This is a genomic window from Enterovibrio makurazakiensis, assembly GCF_050336585.1.
In the GTDB taxonomy this organism is placed as follows: domain Bacteria; phylum Pseudomonadota; class Gammaproteobacteria; order Enterobacterales; family Vibrionaceae; genus Enterovibrio; species Enterovibrio gelatinilyticus.
Map to the genome: position 1 here is coordinate 15,873 of NZ_JAKJSE010000039.1, position 20,173 is coordinate 36,045.

Sequence of the window (20,173 nt, forward strand, 5' to 3'; positions counted from 1 at the left end):
CTTTTCCTGAATGCGATCTATTCGCAATCTAAGAAAAATTAGCCATTGCGGACTGGCGCGGTAACGCGCCCATTGAGTTGCCTAATCAATTGATATGTTTAAGTGATGCGACTTGCTTAGTGGTGGGGCGATGTGAATGATTTGTGGCGATATCTTGTTGATTATGCAGTGTGCTTGGTGCTTGAAGTGATAGCAGTGATAGCAGTGATAGCAGTGATAGCAGTGATGGGGGAGACAGGGGAGATATTGCTGGTTGTTAACTTCAAAAAAAGAGCAGACAAGCTGCTCTCTCATTTCACATTGACGCACATCAGCGTTTTTGTTTTTTCGCCAGACTGGTGAGGTCGAAATCAAACTCATCTGGGAATAACACCACACCTTCTAGGTCTGTGTTTGGGAATGCAACGATAGACAATTCGTCATCCAGCAGGCCGTTAGTCCAGCGGCTATGCCACTTGTTCAGACCAATGGCTTCAGGTTTGCAGTGTTCCCATTCACCCGTTGCCCACTCTTGAGCGAACTCTTGGTTAGGCCACACTGGGACACAATCTTCTTCTTCGGTATTAAGCATGACGCAACCGTGCTCGTCTATCAGTATCCAGATTTCGCGATTCTCGACGACTTCTTTCACGAGGTATTTATAACGTTGGTCAACGTCTAATTTGAGGATCTCTGCGATGCGCTCTTGTGTCAGCGTCTTTGCCATATTGGATTCCACCGGCCAGTAAGAAAGGGGTCATTATACTCACGTTGCAGATAAATGCGCGGATTAGAAGGGAGGATTTTTCGACCGCTACTTATCGTGGGTTTGGCTTGTTAAACCGCTCAGTAAATGAGGATGTTGATGGAGCAGGCTTTCGGTAATGGTATCAATTTGAACCCGACCGTGTGGAGAGGTGATGAAACGCTCAATCGGTTGGTTAATGTGCAGTGAATGAATCACTGAAGTGGGAGAGCGGCTAAGAAACCAAATCTCATCTGCTAGTGATATGGCTTCACGCAAATCGTGAGTAACAAATACCATGGTGGATTGGTTTTTGGCCCACAGTGCGAGCAGTTGACGCCTGAGTTGATCTGCGGTTGGGGCATCTAAAGAAGTAAATGGCTCATCGAGTAACAAGAGATCGGGGTTATATACAAACGCTCGCGCGATGCTTACCCGTTTTTGCATACCTCCGGATAACTCTGCAGGGTAGGCATCTTGTTTATCAAGGATGCCCATGGCATCAAGGGTTGCTTTTATCGCCGGATTGTCTTTGCCGCACACCAGTGCGAGATTCTCTTTCGCCGTAAGCCAAGGCATGAGTCGCGGGGTTTGAAATATATACCCTACTTTGGGTTTGTTGGCATTGGTGCTGGAAAACTGAATGTCGTGGGCATGCGATGGTTCTAGACCTGCAATCATGTTTAGCAGGGTGGATTTTCCGCAGCCTGATGGACCAACAATGGCGGTGATTTTCCCAGATTTTATCTCTCCGGTTAAGTGGCGGATAACCAATGCATCATCGTGGTACTGCTTACTTTGAATGTTTAAAGTGATTGAAATCATACGCGCCCTCGCGACACAACCTTGTCTAAGGGGCGGAATATCAATGCTTCAAGCAGGTAAATAATGGCGACGAATGCAAAGGTATAGGCGAGGATGCCTGCAATGTCGAAAAACTGAAATAGGGTGTGAAGCTTGAACCCAACGCCGTTACTTCTTCCAATTAACTCGACAACCAAAACAATCTTCCAGATAAGAGAAAGTCCAGTGCGTGCAGACGCCATGATGTACGGATAAAGTTGCGGCAGAAATACTCGAAGAAAACGTGTAGCGGGTGATAGGCGAAACACGCGCGCGACGTCAATTAATTCGTTATCAACCATTCGTGCACCTTCGCGGATCATGGCGACGACTGTCGGGATCTTATTCAGTGCCACGGCGGTGACAGCAGCGGCTTCAACAAGGCCAATGCTCAGGTAACAAAGCAAGATTGTTACCAATGCAGGAATGTTCAAAGCGAGGATCAATACTGGGTCGGATAGCTCATTGAGCCGAGGGAAACGCCCCATTATGATGCCAAACATCACACCAAGCACCATAGAAAACGCGAAGCTCAGTATGACGCGCCACAGCGTCATACCAAGGTGATAAAGCATTTGTTCTTGCGTTAACTCAAACACAAAAGCGTGGTAGACCGCCACTGGAGTAGGGTAGTCCGGGCTATTGATTAACACGGCCGACCATTGCCAAAAGACCATCATCAATATTGGCATAACAAGACGCAGGTAGTTGGCGCGCTCCGCGTTTGATCGAGCCAAGTTAGGTCGAGTCACGTGTTGGCAATTCCTTTACCGTTTCACGTTTATTGGTTGAGCCAGAATGTGCCTTCACTGAGTGAAGTGGACTTCCCAACAAGTTTTGGCCCGCCTTCTTTGGCAAGAATGTCGAAAATCTGCGCCGCAGCTTTTTGCTGTTTTTCACCGAAAGTGCCCGAGAAGCCACGTCGATAAGCTGCTCTCAGTGCAGTAAACACTTCGTCAGTTTTGGCTTTGGTTAATGGGCGAATGATCTCCCATTCTGCGTCTGATGTTCGCAATATGGCTCTGGCCTCGGAGGATGTTTTCAAGAAAGCAGCGATTAATTGAGGGTTGGCCTTAGCCCATGTTTCATCAAATACCCAGCCGAGCATTGGCACTTGAGTATCAATGCCTAAACCTTCAACGATCTGATCAAGAGAAATCACTGGCTGAAACCCTGCCGCTTCAAGTCTTGCGCCGTAATGCCAAAAATTGATGCCGGCGGGTAGCTTGCCCTGCATGAGTAATTTATTAAGAAGTGGCGGCGCGACAAATTGCTGTTCGGTGATTTCACTGACGTCTTTGTTCTCTTTTGCTTTGCAATACGCTTGATAGAGCACCCATGTTTTGTCTACTGCACCGCCTGCGATACCAAGCTGTTTTCCGGCGATGTCGCAAGGGGAGGCGAGTGTGATATCAGCAGCGGCAAATAACCCACCTGCGGTCGCAGAGGTGGGGGATAAGGTATAGCCTTTCCCTGCTGCGCGCTGGCGACTTACCCAGACCCAATCAGAGAAAATGACGTCTACGGCGTTGCCTTGTAGTGCAACAGACGACGCGTTTTTCGATGCCAGTGGTGTGATATCGAGAGTAAACCCAGCTTTTTCATCAAGTTTGTTCCGCTTGATCACGTCCATTTCCCAATTGACGGTGCCGAATTTCAGCACACCAACTTTGATGACGGGAAGTTCGTTAGCGAAGGTCGTTAAAGGGACAGAAATCAACGCGATAGCGATACATACAACACGAATTCTTTGTGCGAGTTTCTTGCTGTCCATCATCATTTAACCTCTTGATTTATTTGGGTTCAAAATAAACCTAAGCGCATATTGATAATGTCGCAATGCTACTTTGTGAGGAAAAAACCATTAATCTGAGCACGATTAGTGCTTTTGAGACTGCGTAAGCGGTGTAGAGGCGACTCACGTTCTTGGGTCGTCACGTTTTCTGGGTTACGCTGTAGGTCTCCGTGATTGAACAGGGAAAGGAACGCCATGTCAGACATCGCTAACACGCCAGCGCCGCCTTACTACGCCGTTATTTTTACCAATCTAAGAACAGCGCTCGATGATGGCTACGGTGAAACTGCCGCTCGAATGGTCGAATTGGCTGAACAGCAACCTGGTTTTTTGGGTGTGGAGTCTGCACGAGACACTCTGGGTATCACCGTTTCTTACTGGAGAGATCTCGATTCTATCAAGCAGTGGAAAGCGAATGTTGAGCATATCGAAGCACAGAAGCTAGGACGCAAAAAATGGTATGCCGCTTTTACAACGCGAATAGCTAAAGTAGAGCGGGAATATAGCCTTTAAAACAATGGAAAATAATCAATGAAAATCGCGATTATTGGCTTGGGTGACATTGCCACCAAAGCTTATTTGCCTTTGCTGACGCGTATGTCAGAACTCGACCTCATCCTATGTACCAGAAACCCAGAAAAACTTGCCGCTGTAGCGCGTGAATATCGCATTGCAGAGACCTGCACAAACTTTCGTAAATTGGTGGAGATGAATGTCGATGGTGTGATGATCCACACCAACAGTGAAACCCATGCGCCCATTGCCACCTTCTTTATTGAACAGGGTATTCCCGTTTTCGTTGATAAACCTGCCGCTTTGAATTTCTCTGATTATCAAAAGCTGCATGATTTAGCTGAGCAGAAATCAGTGCCATTGTTTGTTGGCTTCAATCGCCGCTACATCCCTATTTGGCGATCGCTGGTGGCGCGAGATGATCTTCGTACGATCAGTTGGCACAAACACAGATTGAACCTTGCAGGAGCAGCGCAAGACTTCGTTCTCGATGACATGATCCATGTCATTGATTCACTCAATCTTGATGGGGAGATTGACAAGCAAGATGTGCAGATTTCAGTTCAGCGAAAGGGCGGTGACATCGCGATGATCAACTTGAGTTGGGAGGAAAATGGCACTTTGTTCAGAGGCCAAATGAACCGCCAATTTGGGAAAACTTGCGAGTCTGTTTCTCTGTGTTTTGAAAATGAAGCCTATCAATTTGACAGCTTTCTGTGCGGTGAAAAGTTTGAAAACGGCAAAACTGAGCGCATCGAAATGCCTGATTGGACTGATACGTTAGAAACCAAAGGTTTTAAAGCCATGCTAGAAGACTGGGTGCGTGTTGCTAAGTCAGGAAAGGGCGACGAACAGGTTCAGCTTAGAAATCTGTCGACCCATGCTTTTTGTGAAAGGCTGGTGCGAGAGATTTCATCGTCTTAAAAATATGGGTTCGAGCATCTTCAGGTTGTTTGGGTATAGCTGGCAAGAACAATGTATGAGTCAGCGCAACCTGTGTCTGACTCATAATTGAACTGATTCGAGGCTTTGCTTTAGAAGTTGTAACGTACGCCAAGTGTCAAGCTTTGATTGGATATATCCATGCCGTAGAAGCCATCGAAATCAGCTGTTTGATAGCGGTATCCAATACCGAGATCCCAATCGTCAATCATATAGCCAACTTCAAAACCCGCTTGGTAAGACAGATCGGAGTCTTTTATGGTTTGACCATTATTCTTGATCTCGGCAGACATAGAGCCAACACCTAAAATAAGAGCGCTGTATAGATTATTACCAACTTCAATGAATTTAGGTTTAGCGTTTATATAAACAGCGTCACTTTCTACATGGTAAGTATCGGTAAATTTTGCTTTACCGTATTTCACATACTCAACTTCAATGCCGAGCTCTAAACCCGGTGACATTGCAAAACTGTAGCCGCCAAATGCGCTTGCGCCGATATCACTGTTCTTATCTGATGTGTTGCCACTTAGTTTTAGTTCGGTATCGCTGTAGAGGAATACGCTGGTACCGGCATAGAAATGGTTATTGGCAAAGGAGTGGGTACTAAAAAGAAGCAGTGCAACAAGGAGTTTTTTCATCGATAAACCATACATAGCTTGATTGGGCTTAAGAGGCACTTGAAAGAAAAATCGCTTCAAAACATTTTGCTTCCTGTATGAAAACAATGGATGTTTTTTCATTTCCAGAAGAACGACTTTTCTATCCCTCTCAGAGAGTTATCGGTGAAATATAACATTGCTGTGAGAACCTACCCTTTGAAGGCCGTCTCAAATGGTGGCTTTATCTGCTCTAGGTGGAAACAAAGTCTGAGGAATGTATTCTGGGTTGAAGTTTGGCTTGTCGCTAAGGTGTCTGTTGTATTTTATTGTGAGGAATGTTGGAAGATTGGAGGCATCTTTCGGTCGGGCCTGGAGCGTTCTACAAAAACTGCCTCAGTACTTCCGTTACAAGAAAAGATCACGTTGCGAATGACTAAGAAAGAATAAAAGCATCGGAGTAGCATGGATAAAACAATCGTCCTGTAGAGCGAATGATCGATCATTCGCTACACTAAATGACACAGAGAACAAACTCAATATACACAAGGAAGTGATGAGCATACCAATACCCCACCGCCCAAGCGGTATTCTTCTTGGTGATCCCCAAGCGTCGGTGACGATTGATGTTTTTGTCGATATTCAATGTCCACACTCACGCGCAATTTGGCCAAACCTCATGGAGGTTATGCGTCACTACACAGGTGCGTCGGTCAGCCTTAAAACGCATTTGATAACCCTGAGTAATCACCGACAAGCATGGGACATGAGCTTGGGGTTGTTTGCCTTGGCAGAGGGAGATGCAGACAAATTCTATGGGTTCGCTACCTTCCTCTATGAGCAACAAGATACGTTCTACAACGGGCCTTTCCTTCATAAAACCCATGACGATTTACGACAGCTTGTCGCTGACTACGCCGAAGAACATGGCAAGGTAGAAAGAGACGCGTTTTTCGAGCGTATGGATAGCAGTGAAATCTATGTGATGGCAAGAACGCCCATTCGCTATGCCGCCACACGATCGGTCTGGGCAACGCCAACGGTGTTCATCAATAACGCGGGTTTGGTGCCAGTTGATCACCACTCAAGCCTAGAAAATTGGCAAGCGGTGATTGATCCTTTGTTGTAGGTTCCCGTCTGGTTAGAGAATCAGGAAGAGAGGAGGTCGGTGTTGAGTAGGTGTACATAGCTCTATTCACCGCTTACGTATTTCGCTTCTTTTTACTGGCAGATTGCTAAAAATGGCTGGTCGATAGCAAACCGACCAGCGTTTAGATTCACGTTACTTGTTAGGCTTATTTACCTTTCAGCTGCTTTAACGCACCCGCCCAATCTTCTACGTGATGCGATTTGGTGATTTTGCCATTCTCGATGGTATGAACATCAATCGTCATAATGTCGAAGCTCTTACCAGCACCATCAACGCCGAAGAGAGGACCCGTTGGCGTGCCAGTTGCGCGGCCTCGCACAATCACACGATCATCAGCATGCGTCATCTCTTCGATATTCCAATTTAAGTCTGGGATTAATTTGGCGAAGTATCCCATTTGACCTAGGAAAGCACCTTTCGATTTATTCTTGCCAGAATAGTTACCGACACTTACCCAGTTATCTGCCGTGTTAGCGCTGAAGGCTTTTACCGCTTCTTCAGAACCAGGGTTACTCAGAAGTGTATAGAACGTCTCTACCGCTGTTTTATTCGATTGTGTGTTGTCATTGTACGCTTTAGATACCGCATAGCTGTCTTCCATCCAGTTCCAGCTTTTTACTTTATCGTCTTCTACATGCACACGAACAGCCCACGTGAATTTGCCAGTATCAGCACCTGTGTTGTTGAGAACAGCGCTCATTGAGCCCATAAACACCGCTTGATCTGCATTAGCAAAACTGTAGTCGGTGCTCCAGCTTGTCACCGTCAAACCTTTACCGAATGCGGGCATAAATTTGCCCATCACTTCTTCTTGGCCTTTCCAAGGACCAATCCAAGGGATCTGTTTGTCGCCTTCGTTATGCCAAATAAAGTCGTCGCTCATGAGTTCGTTCAGTTTTGCGCCGTTACCACTCCCAGCGGCTTCGAGGAATGATTTAGCAACCGCTAATGTGTTGTCCGATTGCGCATCTGCATGGCTGGTACCCAAAGGAAGCATCGAAATGATCGATACTGCAATTATTCTTTTCAACGTATCCATACTTTCACCTTTTCAACAAGTTAAGAGCAGTAATGCTCCATATGTGACGATGAAGATGATCTTATCTAAATTTTTATTGGTTGATAATTGTGTATTATTTGACTTGATAATTCGCAAAATCGGAACAATGAGAGATCGATTAGGTGAAATGGTGGGGGATAAAGGTGTAGGAGAGACAATACTAATTTGGGCAGAGGTGAAGGGGAGAATGCATATATTCGTAGTTGCATAACGGCTGCACTGACGAGTGCTGACCTTCTACTTACTACAACAAGACTGTGTGTCCTGCTTATTAATTTCTACTGATCTAGAATACAATATTATATCATTAATGTTAGTGGAACTCTTAAAGCCACAAGGCCAAAAACCATCGGTATATGATGAGAAAACACCTCCGAAAAAGCTGTTGGAATCTGCTTCTATAACGCGGCTATATATGCATGCCTCTAGGTCAGATATAACATCATCTAATAATGCACTGTGTTTTCTATCTGGCTTTCTTTTAACTTCCTCGGATAATTCTTCCAATATTGATGTTAGTAGGTTTTCTATGTCCGAGAATTTATCATCATTCTCATAGATTTTCTCCCAAATATCACTCACTTTGTTGGCGCGATAATCTGCCCATGTAAGTTCATCATCACCATATGTTTTCTCCCAAGCGTAGTATTTGGCTTCATCCAGTTCACATATTACATTCTTATGTTTTTTGGTATCATCAGTTGGCGTAAGTAGCTTATTACTGCGAGCGAACTGAAAAACCTCGTTAACTAATTTAAAGTTACTTATATCATCTATTTTTCTAACCATTTCTTCCATGCTTCTTTCTTCGCGCCATCAACATTTCTAACAGGCATGCCTGATTTAGTTATTGCTCTCAGCTTAACTTAGAGATTGTGAACTTTCTCTTGTAGTATATCCATACTCTGATTTCTATCCATATTATTTAACTGTTCTCTGACAGTCTTTGTGTATTCAGGATGACTCACTGACTTTAAGCATCGCTGTTTTTCTTCGCTCGCTTTCTCTGCTTCTGTTCGTGAGGCGTTAACATTGCCTCGTAATCAAACTCAAAGGGAGGGAGATCTTCGCCGTTTGCTAAGCGCTCGATGTACATCGCCATTTCATCAGAGCGTCTGTCAATTTGTGCTTTTGTCATTCTTTTCCAATACTTGGCTGGTCGTCCAACTGTACCGTCATAGGCTTTCGTTGTTGGGTCAAGGTGCCTAACCGTTTCGAAGACAGGAGAATCAGGTAAGGGTTGTTCGACATCCATGTAACGCTGCAAGAAATCCCAGAATGCCAAGGCATCTCCACGGCTTTTAAGGTTGGCCATCCCAATGGCACCGAAACTGATGCGTCGTGAATCTTTGTGGGCGAGAATGACATTCCATCCTGCCCCTGTTCCCGTTGGTGTCACAAGGTGATGCAAGTAAGGAATAAACTCAGAAAAAGGTATAATAATGGTTTTGCGTTTTATGCCAAGGATTGGGACATATTTCCAAATTGTTACCATGCCAGTTTGACGACTCACTTGAATATGAGGGACAACACCGCCAAAGAATATCTTAGGGATAGGAGGAGGCATGAATTGTATGCAGAATAAAAATAAACCAGCCAGAGCTAAAAATACATAATTTGAAATAAAATCAACGGATTTTATCGAGTTTGTAGAGTAGTAGAAATAAGATTCAAACCCAAGAGATAATATACTAACAAGGCATAAGCCAAGGCCACATATTGTTGCCATCATAGGAAGAATTAAGCTTCGTGAGACAGTAACTGTTCGTATGATTTTCGAATTAAACTGGTATGAATTTAGGCATTTTTCATCATCTAAGTCATCTTCACTATTATGAATGATATGATACATATCTGCTGTATATGTTGAAGGATTAACATTGCGATAGTCGCGATGAGGTAAGAGGATCATCCCTGAGAGTGTATGTGGCTTATATGGTGATTGCTCTTCCCATAGACTGCCTCTGTACACAGTTTTCGCGTATGTGTTTGAAGACTCTTCCATAGCAATGGTTGTTCCTTTTTTATCCCGTATTTACAACGTAATCTCTTTGAAGTATCAAAATGCCTGATCTTTATCGGAGAAGTTGGGGAGATCGTCCGCATCAGAAAACTTGTTGTCAAGTTTAGCGATAGGCGATGGAAACACCCAGCCTCGACCTGATCCGCTGTCATCTCTTATCTTACCCACTATTTGATACTTCATTCTAAATTTTTATTTAGGTTGCCTGTCACCAGTACTCTGTACTCGCGGATTTTTTAAAGTGACTGTCCCGGTTTTTTATTCATGCCTTCGATTTTAAATGATATTTTTGTCCTGAATTCAGGGTGTTCTCTAACTTTGTCAAAGAAATTTATTTCTTCTTTTTTTGATTTTGATCTAAAAAACAAAACCTTATCTCTAACTTGGTCTTCAATATGTTCTAAAATTTCGTCGACAGATTTATTATTCAAAATAAATTGCGTGCTTCTAAAGTCATCAGAAAAATATAGAGTGCCATCTACGATAGACGAAAATTCGGATTTGTGGAATATTTCAAGCTCATTTTCTTTTTCTGTATGCTGCAAACATATGATGGATTCGTAAGGTATTCTCTCGATACTAATATTGTTTTCTATCTCGGTGAATTTTAATGCCATTAATGCAAAACCACCTGCACCTAAAAATATCATTGGGCCAAAAATAAAGCCGGATATTATGCAAAAAACAACACAAAACAATGCTATTTTGCGAACAATTCTGTAGACAAATTCGGGTCTGTTTTCATTTTGTCTAACGCAGATGGAATTCTCGCCAAATCTATAACGATAATAAAATCCTGCGAACATATCCCATATTACATAAGCTATGAGTGATGAATACGAGACTGATACTACAGTTTGCCAACTAAGAGAAGGAATTAGTGATGTTAAGGTTAAACTTGTTGCTAGCCAGTATGATGGTAAAAAAAACAATATAGCTATTATCATTCTTTTATTCGCACTCTTGGCATCCCAGTTTAATGTATTTCTCTCATTTTCAATGTTTTTAAAGTACTCTTCATCGTACTTTTGTATTGCTTCTTCTGTCGGTGTTTTTTTAATTTTTTCGATGTATTTATCAGTTAATTGCACTCGCGCTAATTTTTCATTTATCGTTTCTTCTATTTTTTCCATGATATCTTCTCTTGTGAGCAGTCACGATAAGTTAGTTTTGTGTTTTTTCTATAATGTAACAAACATTGGTAAAAATTATCTCCAGTTATATCATCTAAATTGGCGAATAAAAAGGACACACACTTTAAGAAACCCATTAATTGGTCAGTTTCATCTGATAGTGCTTCAAGGCTTAAAGACAGCTCTCCAAGATTAATGCCGCGTTGCTGAACGATATGATCCCCGTATTGTTCAACGACTCGTCACTTATATCTCAATGACAAAAGCTCGTTCATCCCTCATTAGTATTGACGCTACCCCTTACTATCACAGTGTTTCTCGTTGTGTGCGTCGTTCATTTCTTAGCGGATATGATGAAAAAGCGCTGCGGCGGCGATGGCCTACGTAGATTTAAACCCCGTGCAAGCTGTGATAGCGAAAATGGCTGTTTCCCTGAAATGGCGATTTTTAAAGTGACTGTCCCAGTTGTGTTTCTATAAATTAAGAGCAAGCTAGAGGGGAAGTGGACAATACCACCTTTTGATTCACCCCCAGGAACCCATTCACCATCATAAGCGCAGGGCTCCCTACCGCTTGGCATTTTGTCGCTAAACCTTGCATCATCTGGGGCGATCTTGATAACTAAAATGGGTTGGTTTTTGAACTTAGCGAAATCTTCGCCTTATAGGCCAAGTGCAAATTCGTCATTTAAGAGTTGATAGTCTCCCGTTTTTTAAATTCATCAATGATGGGATCCATGTCCTCTGGCAAACCTGCAAATTTTCCAAGAGGCCACGTTTGAAATGGCGAGTTAGGGTCTAAGAAAGATCCAGGTTGAACGATTGTAGCCCCCTGTTGATGTAAATTATTCTGATGCGTAGCGATGTACTCATCAGGAAGGTAGCTCTGAGGTGGATATCTTAGTGACTTTTCTTTGTTGATCACTTCGTCAAACTTTTGCTGACTGATTGGGATATGGTCAGGTTTTTCAAAGTGAGCTGAGTTTCCAGAATAGGGAGGACATGTAACAGAACAATATGCATTTGATTTTAGATGATTTTCTGTATTTCTAAGGATGTGTGTTCCACCTATTTTCACCGGTTCTGACGGTGATAGTCTGGGAGCCTAAAAATTAGTCGAAATGCACCTCAAATTTATCATCCAATTCCCACTTGATATCTTGTTTTACAACACGTTCTAACAACGTTGCAATTTTATCAAAATCATCACCCATGAATCTTTGAGATAACTCTGAATCTTTCCAAATCAATGAGAGTGGCCTTTCTACTTCTGTACTTAAATAATCCCATAGTGCATCTAAATTTTTACCGTAGTAAGCAGAGAATTCGAATGCCTCTGAAAGATTTTTATGAAAATCACGCTCTGAATGAATTTCATTGCCATGGATAATAACGTTCATTCATTTATCCTCAACCTTTCCATCTACCGATCAAAGTCACTGAATCATAGTGATCAGGAGTCAACAAGCGCTAGGTTGGTGGTTTTGTATGTTTGATATCTATCTGTCTACGTAGATTTATGATGGTGTTGCTTTAATGAGCGCTAACTATATCTAAATTCTCTCATTACTCCTAATAAATTAAAAGGTGCGAGGCCGAATTTTTTTAAAAAAACGAAAGTCCTAGATGTTCATATCTATGAACTAATTGATTTTTTGGTTCATCAATAATGATCATAAAAAGGTCGGTAAGATTAGACCATGCCGGGTCTCCTCGATAACTTCTATCATTTTTTTGTGTAATCGTGAATGACTATGGATTTCTTAAAGCGACTGCCCCAGTCATTAATTTTAAATGAGACCAGCCATTGTGTTGCGATATGCCAGTTTTGTCTTTAGGGGGGAGTATATCTTCTTCAAAGCGCATATATTACTTCTCGCTCAGACAAAGACCTACTGCTACATTCCTCACGCTTTCAACTGTATTTAGTGATAGTCAGCGTCCTAGTTTTTAGTAAACCACTAACTTGTTATCGGGCAGTAGACCGCATGGCCAATAACCTTGAGAGTAAACCTTAAACACCTCGACCCAAATGCCTTGATTATTGCTTAAGCACTCCATTGCCGCCATTCTGACACAATACAGAGCAGCACTTTTAGCGGTAATTGAATAGTCATGAGGCCCACTAACAAACTTCGTTTTATCATAATTCGAGAGCTTTTTTGAAGCGACTTTGTAGGCAGTCATTACTTTGGTCTTTCCACCTTCGACTGCAGCGACTCTTTTTGTTAGTTCTTGTCCATGGAATGGATCTTTTTGATCTCTAGATGAAGGGAACCAGTCCATAGAGCTAGCAATTTTTTTCATCTCTGCGCTTAGTGACTCTTCAAAAGTCGTGTCGTTCCAAGCGCTTAAACTTGGAATTCCTATAGTATTACCCGAAGAACGATAACTACCTGAGTTCGTAAACCATGAGGTATTGTCAATATTCGTTAATAACTCTTCATATGTCATTATTACCTCGGTTTGTAGTGGTAACCAAGATTGGCCACGGTTTTAGCAACTGTCTCAAAGGTTATATCCTCACGACTACTTAATGAAAACAGCCATCTGCATCACCAAGAATATCTAACATGGCTGAGGTTGATATCCTGTTAGATTCATTGAATGCGCCTTCCCAATCCACATCGCTGTTTACTTCCACAATGAAAATTTCAATATTTTGTGTGTCAAAGAAAGATATGATTTTTCTAATTTTATCAGCTATTTAGTTGTGATCATTTAAGAAAATCTCTCCACTAAAAAACGCTCCATTGTTGCCATTATTTAGGCAAGTTTTAGCTGTGGACAGAGACATCCCGAGTAATCTGTGTAGAAACTTCGTTGCTTCTAAGCTGTCAACGGAATTAGCGACAGATATAGAAATTTTTGACATTCAAATTCCTCAGGTATGTTCGGGTTTAAGGGCTTTCCATGTGTGGAGTTTTGTAAGTTGCCACCATGCCACCTGTGTTGGTGGCCGTACTTAGTTGCAGGATATAGATTCGTTCTCTCATCAGCAAGGTGAGGGTATGTGGCAGCATTGTACTTGTTGTGTGCAGCAATTATGTCTACCGCTATATCTTGGTTTTCTAAGTGAGACATGTAGTCGGCTTGTTGGGGCGTTCAATTCCTAGATCCTTGCTGACTAGAAAGGAGCCTTACCTTTGCTTGGCGACAACGCCTTTGTGGATTTCGATTACCGACTCACTCTCGGATACAGCAACACTCATTTGCAACCAACACAGCATCGGTGGTTTTTATCTGCCAGATTGTCACTAAACCCGTTGCCAACACACTCAATTCTCTTTTCTAGACATAGAATCCAAGATAAACACCCTGAATTCGTTCGGTGGGAAAAGTTTAAATTATGATGAGTTCTTTTATTGTTTAATTTTTCTGCTCATTTAAATTGTTTTTCACTTGTTAATTATGCATCCAGAGTAGAGTGAATTTCACACTTAAAACATGAAGGTAATATTATTTATGATTTATAAAACCAACTGAACCATCTCCATTTTTTTCTAACTTGTAGAAGTATAATAATAACTGGTCAGTATGGTTTGATATATTTTCAGAATGAATGGCAATCAAGTACTTTCTATCTTTATCTATAGCTACAAATTCAGGAGATTCTTCATAGAGTTCAAATGCATCAACGATATTGACCCCATTTTCTACTCTAATACTAATCCAATTTTCAAATGAATCAATGGATGATAACAATTCAATATCTCCACTGCTAAATTCGTTGATTTTATTCCATAGTAGTCTAGACGCTTGGCTAGCTATTCCAGAAAAATCTCCTTTTATATCTATCTGTGCGAACCCATTATAAAGGCCTATTGTTGGTCTCCAATATGATAATATTTCACCATCATAAGCTTTAACATCACCTAAGTAATCAATGCCTGGGTAGGAAGATAGATTGCTTTTTAAGTCTGATACATCCTCAGAGCTATATGACATATTTACTCTCCTTTTTATGGAGTTAAACCTCTTTCATCTCATTATTTTCAATCAAAGACTATTCTTGAATAATAATGATGATTGTCAGGGTGGGCTTATTTTTCAAAGTAACCATTATATCCTCTTCACATCAAATCATTAACCCTAATCGGTCAACCTATGATAAAGGATTCTTTACATATTGATAGCTATTTAGCCCGCCAGCCAAACCGACAGGATCGGAGGTTATGAACCTAAATATTACTGGGCTATAGTAGCGATGTTGGTTGTAGTGTAGACCGCTTTCTTCATCGAAATATTGCCCTTGAAAACGCAGAGGATTGACGATTTCCTCAACGTGTTTTTTCATCACATTGCCGTTTCTAAAAGCGACAGTCCCAGTTGTTCTAAAGGGTGATGAGCTCTTTGATTATTTAGGTAGCCTGTCCCGTTGAATTTCTGACAATCTGTGATTTAGTGAACCGTGACTTCTTCATGGTGTTCTCCTGCATTTTCTGTGGCAGAAAACTCCAGTTTAGACTGTTTAGCATAGGGGAAGTGGACAATTGGACAGGACGTCAAAGCCGAGAAGACAAGCACGGTTATATTGATAGTCGAGAGCCTGAGATTCTTCATCATTTAGGATTTGATTCTTTCGCGTGACGTGATACGTATGCGCAAGAAGAAAAGGGGACTCTGATTGGCACAGAATCCTCCATCAAAGCAGCCTTGCCTTCATTAGGACGAAAGCGATTGTGTGGACTTCGTATTCCCACTAGCTAGCATCGTCAAACATTCCCAACGTCTAATAAATACCAAATTGGTGTTATTCGCCTGTCTGTTATTTGTCAGTCTACGGGAATTTAGTATGGCTTTGTGCTAGTGGGCGCTTAGCCAATCAAAATCGCACATTATTCAGGTGTGGGTGCAAACTCTACAAGTTGGTCAATTAGGAGCTCAGATTGACCCAATGTTGTATCTTTAACACTATTAATATCGCCCCAGGCTTTAAGAAAAGGCATATCAAAATCAGCATTGTCAGCCGTCTTTACCCACTGCAATACTTTGTCGTCTTGATCATACGCTTGTAGCCGTTTGCTCGCGGCCTCCCAGTCAAGTTCGCTATACACCCCTTTGAGCTCAATAAGCCAAGGTGTTATCTGTTTGTAATCTTTACCTTTCATTAGTGGAGAGGGATTGCCAGTTGAACACGCTAAACTAACCTGCACCTTCTCATCGTAGAAGAACTGAACTGAGCCTTTGTATGCAGTAAGGGGATAACGACAAAGTCCACTTTTGGCATTACAACGTACATCGTCTTCCACTAACCACCTAGTATCAGAGCCTCGGTACACACCCGTTACTACATCTAAATTACACAGTTTTACCATCTCGGGTTTGATAGATAGGTGCACTTGATGTGGCGTGATGAATAGAGTGGGATATGAATGCTTACCCGTAATAGCATTTCTATCGTAGATCGTTTCGATAGGCGCTTGGTTTTTGACGCTTCTCACTGCTTGGCTCAAAGGGATCTTAACTGTTTGTGTTACAGGCTTTTCATACCAAGTAAACGGAATACCTTCCGCTGGTTCTTTGTCAAACCAGATCACATATTGAAACGTTCTCTTTCCCAATGTTGCATGTTGCCAAACTGATGGGATAGCGCCAATTAAATCTATATTCGCATCTTCTTCTTTCTTTGGCTCAATCCATTTGAAATCACTCACTCTGACCTTTTCATCTTTGTTAGCAAAGGAATAGTATGCAACGTTTGAGTCTGCTAACTCCGTTAAAGTAAAACTCCAAACCGTATCGTATCTTTGCAATTCACCAACAAGTGTAAATTCTGGGTGGGTAAACGTAACCTTGCCTTCTTCTATAGGTATAATCTGAGTGTGTTTTCTATAATTTGTCGGTGTGTAGCTTAGCTGAAGATAGGATGGAGAGACTTTACTCTCCTGAGGCTCGCTAAGCCAAATGTAATTGTCATCGTCAAAATCATCAGAATCACCAAATTTAGCTCTATCTGAGTAGGCTCGGTAGAATCGGTAGTCATCAACAAAAAAGTGTTGTTCAATATGCTGACCATGCTTATCCAGAAATTGGTAATTGCTCAGTATTGGCGGAAAAAAGCCCTTTTGAGTTGCTACGATATTAAAAGCTGTGGCACCCCACTCATAAGTATGCTCGTCAACCGAATACTCAATTGCTTGATTAAAATTAATAGGTATAGCCTCCATTGCCTGTTTCTGGAGTTTTGACTGCTTAGCGAGGGGATTTTTAAACCTACGTAGTTTGTCTTCTTGCTCCATGATCGGCTCATTGGAAACTAAAACAACACCCTGAATATACTCATATTTTGACTCATCAACCGTGATTTCAAACGTTGCTCTCAATTGAATCAATTTGCCTGTTTTAGGCTCATAGTCAGCCCAACCGACAATGTTATCACTTGGTAGGACAATTTGGTTTGAACCCAGTGTCGACTCTTGGTCCAAAATCGCTGGATCAGCATTGGGGTTGCTACCACTGAATCCGACGCGTATGCGTTGTTCTGTGGCTAATTCAACACGATAAGTGGTTTGAAAACCCGATGAAAAAAGCTCCGTTACCGTGGACCCAACGTCCAGTCCAATCCTTGGCGGCAACATGGACAATGAACGCATAGCACCATGTTTATGCAAATCTTTCATATAGCCGAGCATTGCTGTATTCGTCATTTTGCTCGCGATGGCCGACTGCTCTTTACTAACCTCAAAGGAAAATAGAGCATCACCTTTCCTCTTCAACCGCAGACCTTCGTCTATCCAACTGAAGAATGGCTCTTCATCCCCTTGGATTGCGGAGAAACTTGCACCATAGATAGTAACCTGAGCACTTTTTTCATTTGATTCAGCCCTTTGTAGCGGCTTAAGCGAAAAAGGAGTTGTAAAAGCAATATCTCTTATATCGCTGTGATAATCGAATGGTGCCGTTAATTTAATTTCTACCTGGGCATAATACTGAGTAGGTGCGTCGGTTTCTGGCTGATAATCCAAGACAGAGTTTTCTGTACAACCTAACAAAAAGCTGAGAGCCATCAACGTAGCCCATTCTTTCCATCTATTGGTTAACATCTTCAAATTTATTCCTTTATAACAATTATGCTTTTCTCGGTGAGAATGTTTCATAAAGATGCAGCTCAACCTTCTAACAAGAAGGCATTAGGCACATTAATATTACAAGCCCAAGGGATATCATTATGATCCCGTCGAGGAGACCAATTTGGGTTTTGAGTATTAGATGAAGAAGATCTGAAATCCAAGTACTTATCCCACACCATTTCACCTTCGTTATTAAAGTGTTGCCAACGGCCTAGGGGATAACCGTCTTTGTAGTTCATGTTGCATTCAACCGCGCGGGTATAACGATAAAAGCGTTTCCATACGCCGACTGGTACACCTCTTTCAAATACACCTTCAAGTTGTAGTTCGCCAAAATATGTGAAAGCTCGCCATTTGCCGGTACGAAGACCATCAAGGTAAGTTCCTTGTACCACCAACGCTTTTTCTAAATTAGCTTCAACTCGATATCCATCTGCGTCAGGCTTGTTCGTATTGTTCTTATATATCACGAGTCCATCAGCGCTGGTGCGTACCATCCAATTTCCTATTGGTGTGCCCGCATCAAACTGACCTGCAATAAGTTGAACGCCATCTTGATCTGTAAATCTATAGATTCCGTGTAGAGCACCATTTTGATATTCAATTTCAAGCGAGGAACGCTTCACTACGTGGTCTAACTTGAGTTCAATGTCGCCGATACCGAGTTCTCGAGGAATAGGCAAAAACCTTACATCTATTTGCCGCCAAAGGCCGTGCTTTTGTCCTCGTTTATACACTCCTTCTTCAAGCAACTCGCCTTTTGCATTTACCTTTTCATACTTGCCATGGGGCTGATCATTCTCAAATTCAGTATGCTCAATCGTTCCATAACTGTTGTAAAGTTGAATGCCTTCTCGTTTATCGTCAACTTTCTGGGTTCTTTCAAGCAGTTCTCCAGTATCACTATATCGAGTGAGTAAGTACTTTCTTTCACTAATTAATTCTTTTATTTCTTGTCTTAACGCACCATTACCATAATACTTGGCCCTTACATTCCATTTTCTTTCATCTTTTGGCAAAATAGTTTCAGTGGTCAATGTACCATCTTCATTCCATCTTCTTTCTACATAACGACCATTGTCATCATCTATCCTTTCACTTTTGATGATGCCGTTCTGGTAAAAAACCTTAATGTGTTTTTCCAATTGGCCGTCTTTGCTTTTTATAATCTGCAACAGAGCTCCGCCAAAACCGAAGTCTTTAGTTATATTCCATTCTTGAGAGTCAAGAGGTCTGAATGTGGTCGATACAGTTTGCCCTAACGTCCCAAGTTCTTTTATGTGTATGTTGCCTCCCTCATCATGCTGCATTTTTTCCTTTAGTTGGCCAGTTTCAAAATATTTCTCCCAAGATACTAAGCGTTCTCTCTCTCCATACAAACGCTTTTCCGACAGATTACCGTTATCAAAGTAGTAATTTGTCTCACCTGAAACTAGACCATTGTGAAAATTACTTTCATATATCAAATTACCGGATTCATTATATTTCGAATAATTTCCGTGCTTTTTCCCGTGAGAAAAATATTGACTTTTTCTCTTCATTTCATTGATGTACACCACTACAAGGCCGTGTCTTTCCCCCGCCACATAAGGGTCAAACATTTTTAGTTTTAAGCTTAAATCTTCGCTTTCTTGTATACCGTCTTTCAGGCCATTCACGTAATAAGACGTACAGATAATATTATCGCCAATTTTTGAGTGATGGGTGTAATTATCGCTATTATCAGGGTCATACTCATAGGTGTCTTTTCTAGAAACACTACCATCAGATGAAAACAGTAATCTTTCTGTTAACAGCCTCTTATCGTAAGTGCTCTGCTCAGAAATCGTCCCATCCTGTCGGTAGGCTATCACTTCACCGTCGCGTTTTCCTTCGTCAAAATGGCCCTTCTCTTTGAGAGCTCCGTTCGGGTGCGAAAAGGTATAGTCACCTTGGTAGACGAGCGTTCCAGTATCGTCCAGCTGACCTGTGGTTGATAAGTAGACCTGTTTACTCTCTTTGTAGTAAACCTTGACCAGAAAATTACCTTCACCACCTCTTTCAAATTGAGAATGTTGGTATGACGCAGAAGCTTTATCTGTCGGTAATAGAGCATCATCTAAATAGGCGAACGGAAATTGCGAAGCTTGCAATGGCCCTACCATTATTGAGTAAACTAACGCTAAACTGATGATTAACTTACTCTTGAATGAAAATTTATCAAAAATATGCGTTGCGACCGAAATTAGCTTAAACACCCATGAACTCCATAAATTCTCCTGACAAGGTTGCAGTGTTTATTGAGAGATTAAGCTCTATTTTCCTATATCGAAAATAATA

At 41.8% G+C, this 20,173-nt stretch carries 17 protein-coding genes and 2 pseudogenes; 4 read left to right on the plus strand and 15 right to left on the minus strand.

What is annotated here, in order from left to right:
• Positions 1-310 precede the first annotated feature (310 nt).
• From L4D06_RS23645 to L4D06_RS23660, 4 genes are all read right to left on the minus strand, one after another.
• The gene (locus L4D06_RS23645) at positions 311-706 is read right to left on the minus strand and encodes a DUF2750 domain-containing protein (RefSeq protein WP_028021546.1); all 396 of its coding nucleotides are present in this window, start codon (positions 704-706) and stop codon (positions 311-313) included.
• A gap of 87 nt (positions 707-793) precedes the next feature.
• Complete coding sequence (locus L4D06_RS23650; RefSeq protein WP_429741834.1) at positions 794-1,549, minus strand: ABC transporter ATP-binding protein; 756 nt, start codon at positions 1,547-1,549, stop codon at positions 794-796.
• Positions 1,546-2,319, minus strand: a complete 774-nt coding sequence (locus L4D06_RS23655) for an ABC transporter permease (RefSeq protein ID WP_429741836.1) — start codon at positions 2,317-2,319, stop codon at positions 1,546-1,548. The genes L4D06_RS23650 and L4D06_RS23655 overlap by 4 nt, the downstream gene beginning before the upstream one ends.
• A gap of 29 nt (positions 2,320-2,348) precedes the next feature.
• Positions 2,349-3,347: an ABC transporter substrate-binding protein gene (locus tag L4D06_RS23660; RefSeq protein WP_429741838.1), complete on the minus strand. Its 999-nt coding sequence runs from the start codon at positions 3,345-3,347 to the stop codon at positions 2,349-2,351.
• 210 nt (positions 3,348-3,557) lie between these two features.
• Between L4D06_RS23660 and L4D06_RS23665 the strand changes: the two genes are divergently transcribed.
• Positions 3,558-3,875: an antibiotic biosynthesis monooxygenase family protein gene (locus tag L4D06_RS23665; RefSeq protein WP_274167001.1), complete on the plus strand. Its 318-nt coding sequence runs from the start codon at positions 3,558-3,560 to the stop codon at positions 3,873-3,875.
• An 18-nt stretch (positions 3,876-3,893) separates the two neighbouring features.
• The gene (locus L4D06_RS23670; protein WP_429741841.1) at positions 3,894-4,799 is read left to right on the plus strand and encodes a Gfo/Idh/MocA family protein; all 906 of its coding nucleotides are present in this window, start codon (positions 3,894-3,896) and stop codon (positions 4,797-4,799) included.
• Between the two features lie 110 nt (positions 4,800-4,909).
• Here the strand turns inward: L4D06_RS23670 and L4D06_RS23675 are convergent, their stop codons facing one another.
• On the minus strand, positions 4,910-5,458 hold the full coding sequence (locus L4D06_RS23675) for an outer membrane beta-barrel protein (protein ID WP_274167003.1): 549 nt from the start codon (positions 5,456-5,458) through the stop codon (positions 4,910-4,912).
• Between the two features lie 514 nt (positions 5,459-5,972).
• On the opposite strand from L4D06_RS23675, the gene L4D06_RS23680 reads away from it, so the two are divergent.
• Complete coding sequence (locus L4D06_RS23680; protein ID WP_429741844.1) at positions 5,973-6,545, plus strand: DsbA family protein; 573 nt, start codon at positions 5,973-5,975, stop codon at positions 6,543-6,545.
• A gap of 166 nt (positions 6,546-6,711) precedes the next feature.
• Here L4D06_RS23680 and L4D06_RS23685 read toward each other — a convergent pair whose 3' ends face one another.
• The 4 genes from L4D06_RS23685 to L4D06_RS23700 form a co-directional block, all read right to left on the minus strand.
• Positions 6,712-7,605: an ester cyclase gene (locus tag L4D06_RS23685; protein ID WP_429741846.1), complete on the minus strand. Its 894-nt coding sequence runs from the start codon at positions 7,603-7,605 to the stop codon at positions 6,712-6,714.
• 258 nt (positions 7,606-7,863) lie between these two features.
• On the minus strand, positions 7,864-8,424 hold the full coding sequence (locus L4D06_RS23690) for a hypothetical protein (RefSeq protein WP_429741848.1): 561 nt from the start codon (positions 8,422-8,424) through the stop codon (positions 7,864-7,866).
• A 175-nt stretch (positions 8,425-8,599) separates the two neighbouring features.
• A complete protein-coding gene (locus L4D06_RS23695) occupies positions 8,600-9,631 on the minus strand; it encodes a hypothetical protein (RefSeq protein WP_429741850.1) in 1,032 nt (343 codons plus the stop codon).
• A gap of 254 nt (positions 9,632-9,885) precedes the next feature.
• Positions 9,886-10,782, minus strand: a complete 897-nt coding sequence (locus L4D06_RS23700; RefSeq protein WP_429741852.1) for a hypothetical protein — start codon at positions 10,780-10,782, stop codon at positions 9,886-9,888.
• A gap of 256 nt (positions 10,783-11,038) precedes the next feature.
• Here L4D06_RS23700 and L4D06_RS23705 point away from each other — a divergent pair.
• A pseudogene (locus tag L4D06_RS23705) lies at positions 11,039-11,161 on the plus strand (alpha-amylase family glycosyl hydrolase); the annotation flags it as partial.
• A gap of 732 nt (positions 11,162-11,893) precedes the next feature.
• On the opposite strand, the gene L4D06_RS23710 reads toward L4D06_RS23705, so the two are convergent.
• The 6 genes and pseudogenes from L4D06_RS23710 to L4D06_RS23735 all read right to left on the minus strand — a co-directional run bounded on the left by L4D06_RS23710 (position 11,894) and on the right by L4D06_RS23735 (position 20,091).
• Positions 11,894-12,181, minus strand: a complete 288-nt coding sequence (locus L4D06_RS23710) for a barstar family protein (protein WP_429741854.1) — start codon at positions 12,179-12,181, stop codon at positions 11,894-11,896.
• Between the two features lie 550 nt (positions 12,182-12,731).
• Positions 12,732-13,235: a hypothetical protein gene (locus tag L4D06_RS23715; RefSeq protein WP_429741856.1), complete on the minus strand. Its 504-nt coding sequence runs from the start codon at positions 13,233-13,235 to the stop codon at positions 12,732-12,734.
• Between the two features lie 1,005 nt (positions 13,236-14,240).
• The gene (locus L4D06_RS23720; protein WP_429741858.1) at positions 14,241-14,729 is read right to left on the minus strand and encodes a hypothetical protein; all 489 of its coding nucleotides are present in this window, start codon (positions 14,727-14,729) and stop codon (positions 14,241-14,243) included.
• Positions 14,730-14,892: 163 nt separating this feature from the next.
• Positions 14,893-15,069, minus strand: a pseudogene (locus L4D06_RS23725) (RHS repeat-associated core domain-containing protein); the annotation flags it as partial.
• A gap of 550 nt (positions 15,070-15,619) precedes the next feature.
• Positions 15,620-17,833 carry a hypothetical protein gene (locus L4D06_RS23730; protein ID WP_429741860.1) on the minus strand — a complete coding sequence of 738 codons (2,214 nt, stop codon included), beginning with the start codon at positions 17,831-17,833 and terminating at the stop codon, positions 15,620-15,622.
• Positions 17,834-17,892: 59 nt separating this feature from the next.
• Positions 17,893-20,091 (minus strand): toxin-antitoxin system YwqK family antitoxin, encoded by a 2,199-nt coding sequence (locus L4D06_RS23735; protein WP_429741862.1) that lies wholly within the window; start codon positions 20,089-20,091, stop codon positions 17,893-17,895.
• Positions 20,092-20,173 lie beyond the last annotated feature (82 nt).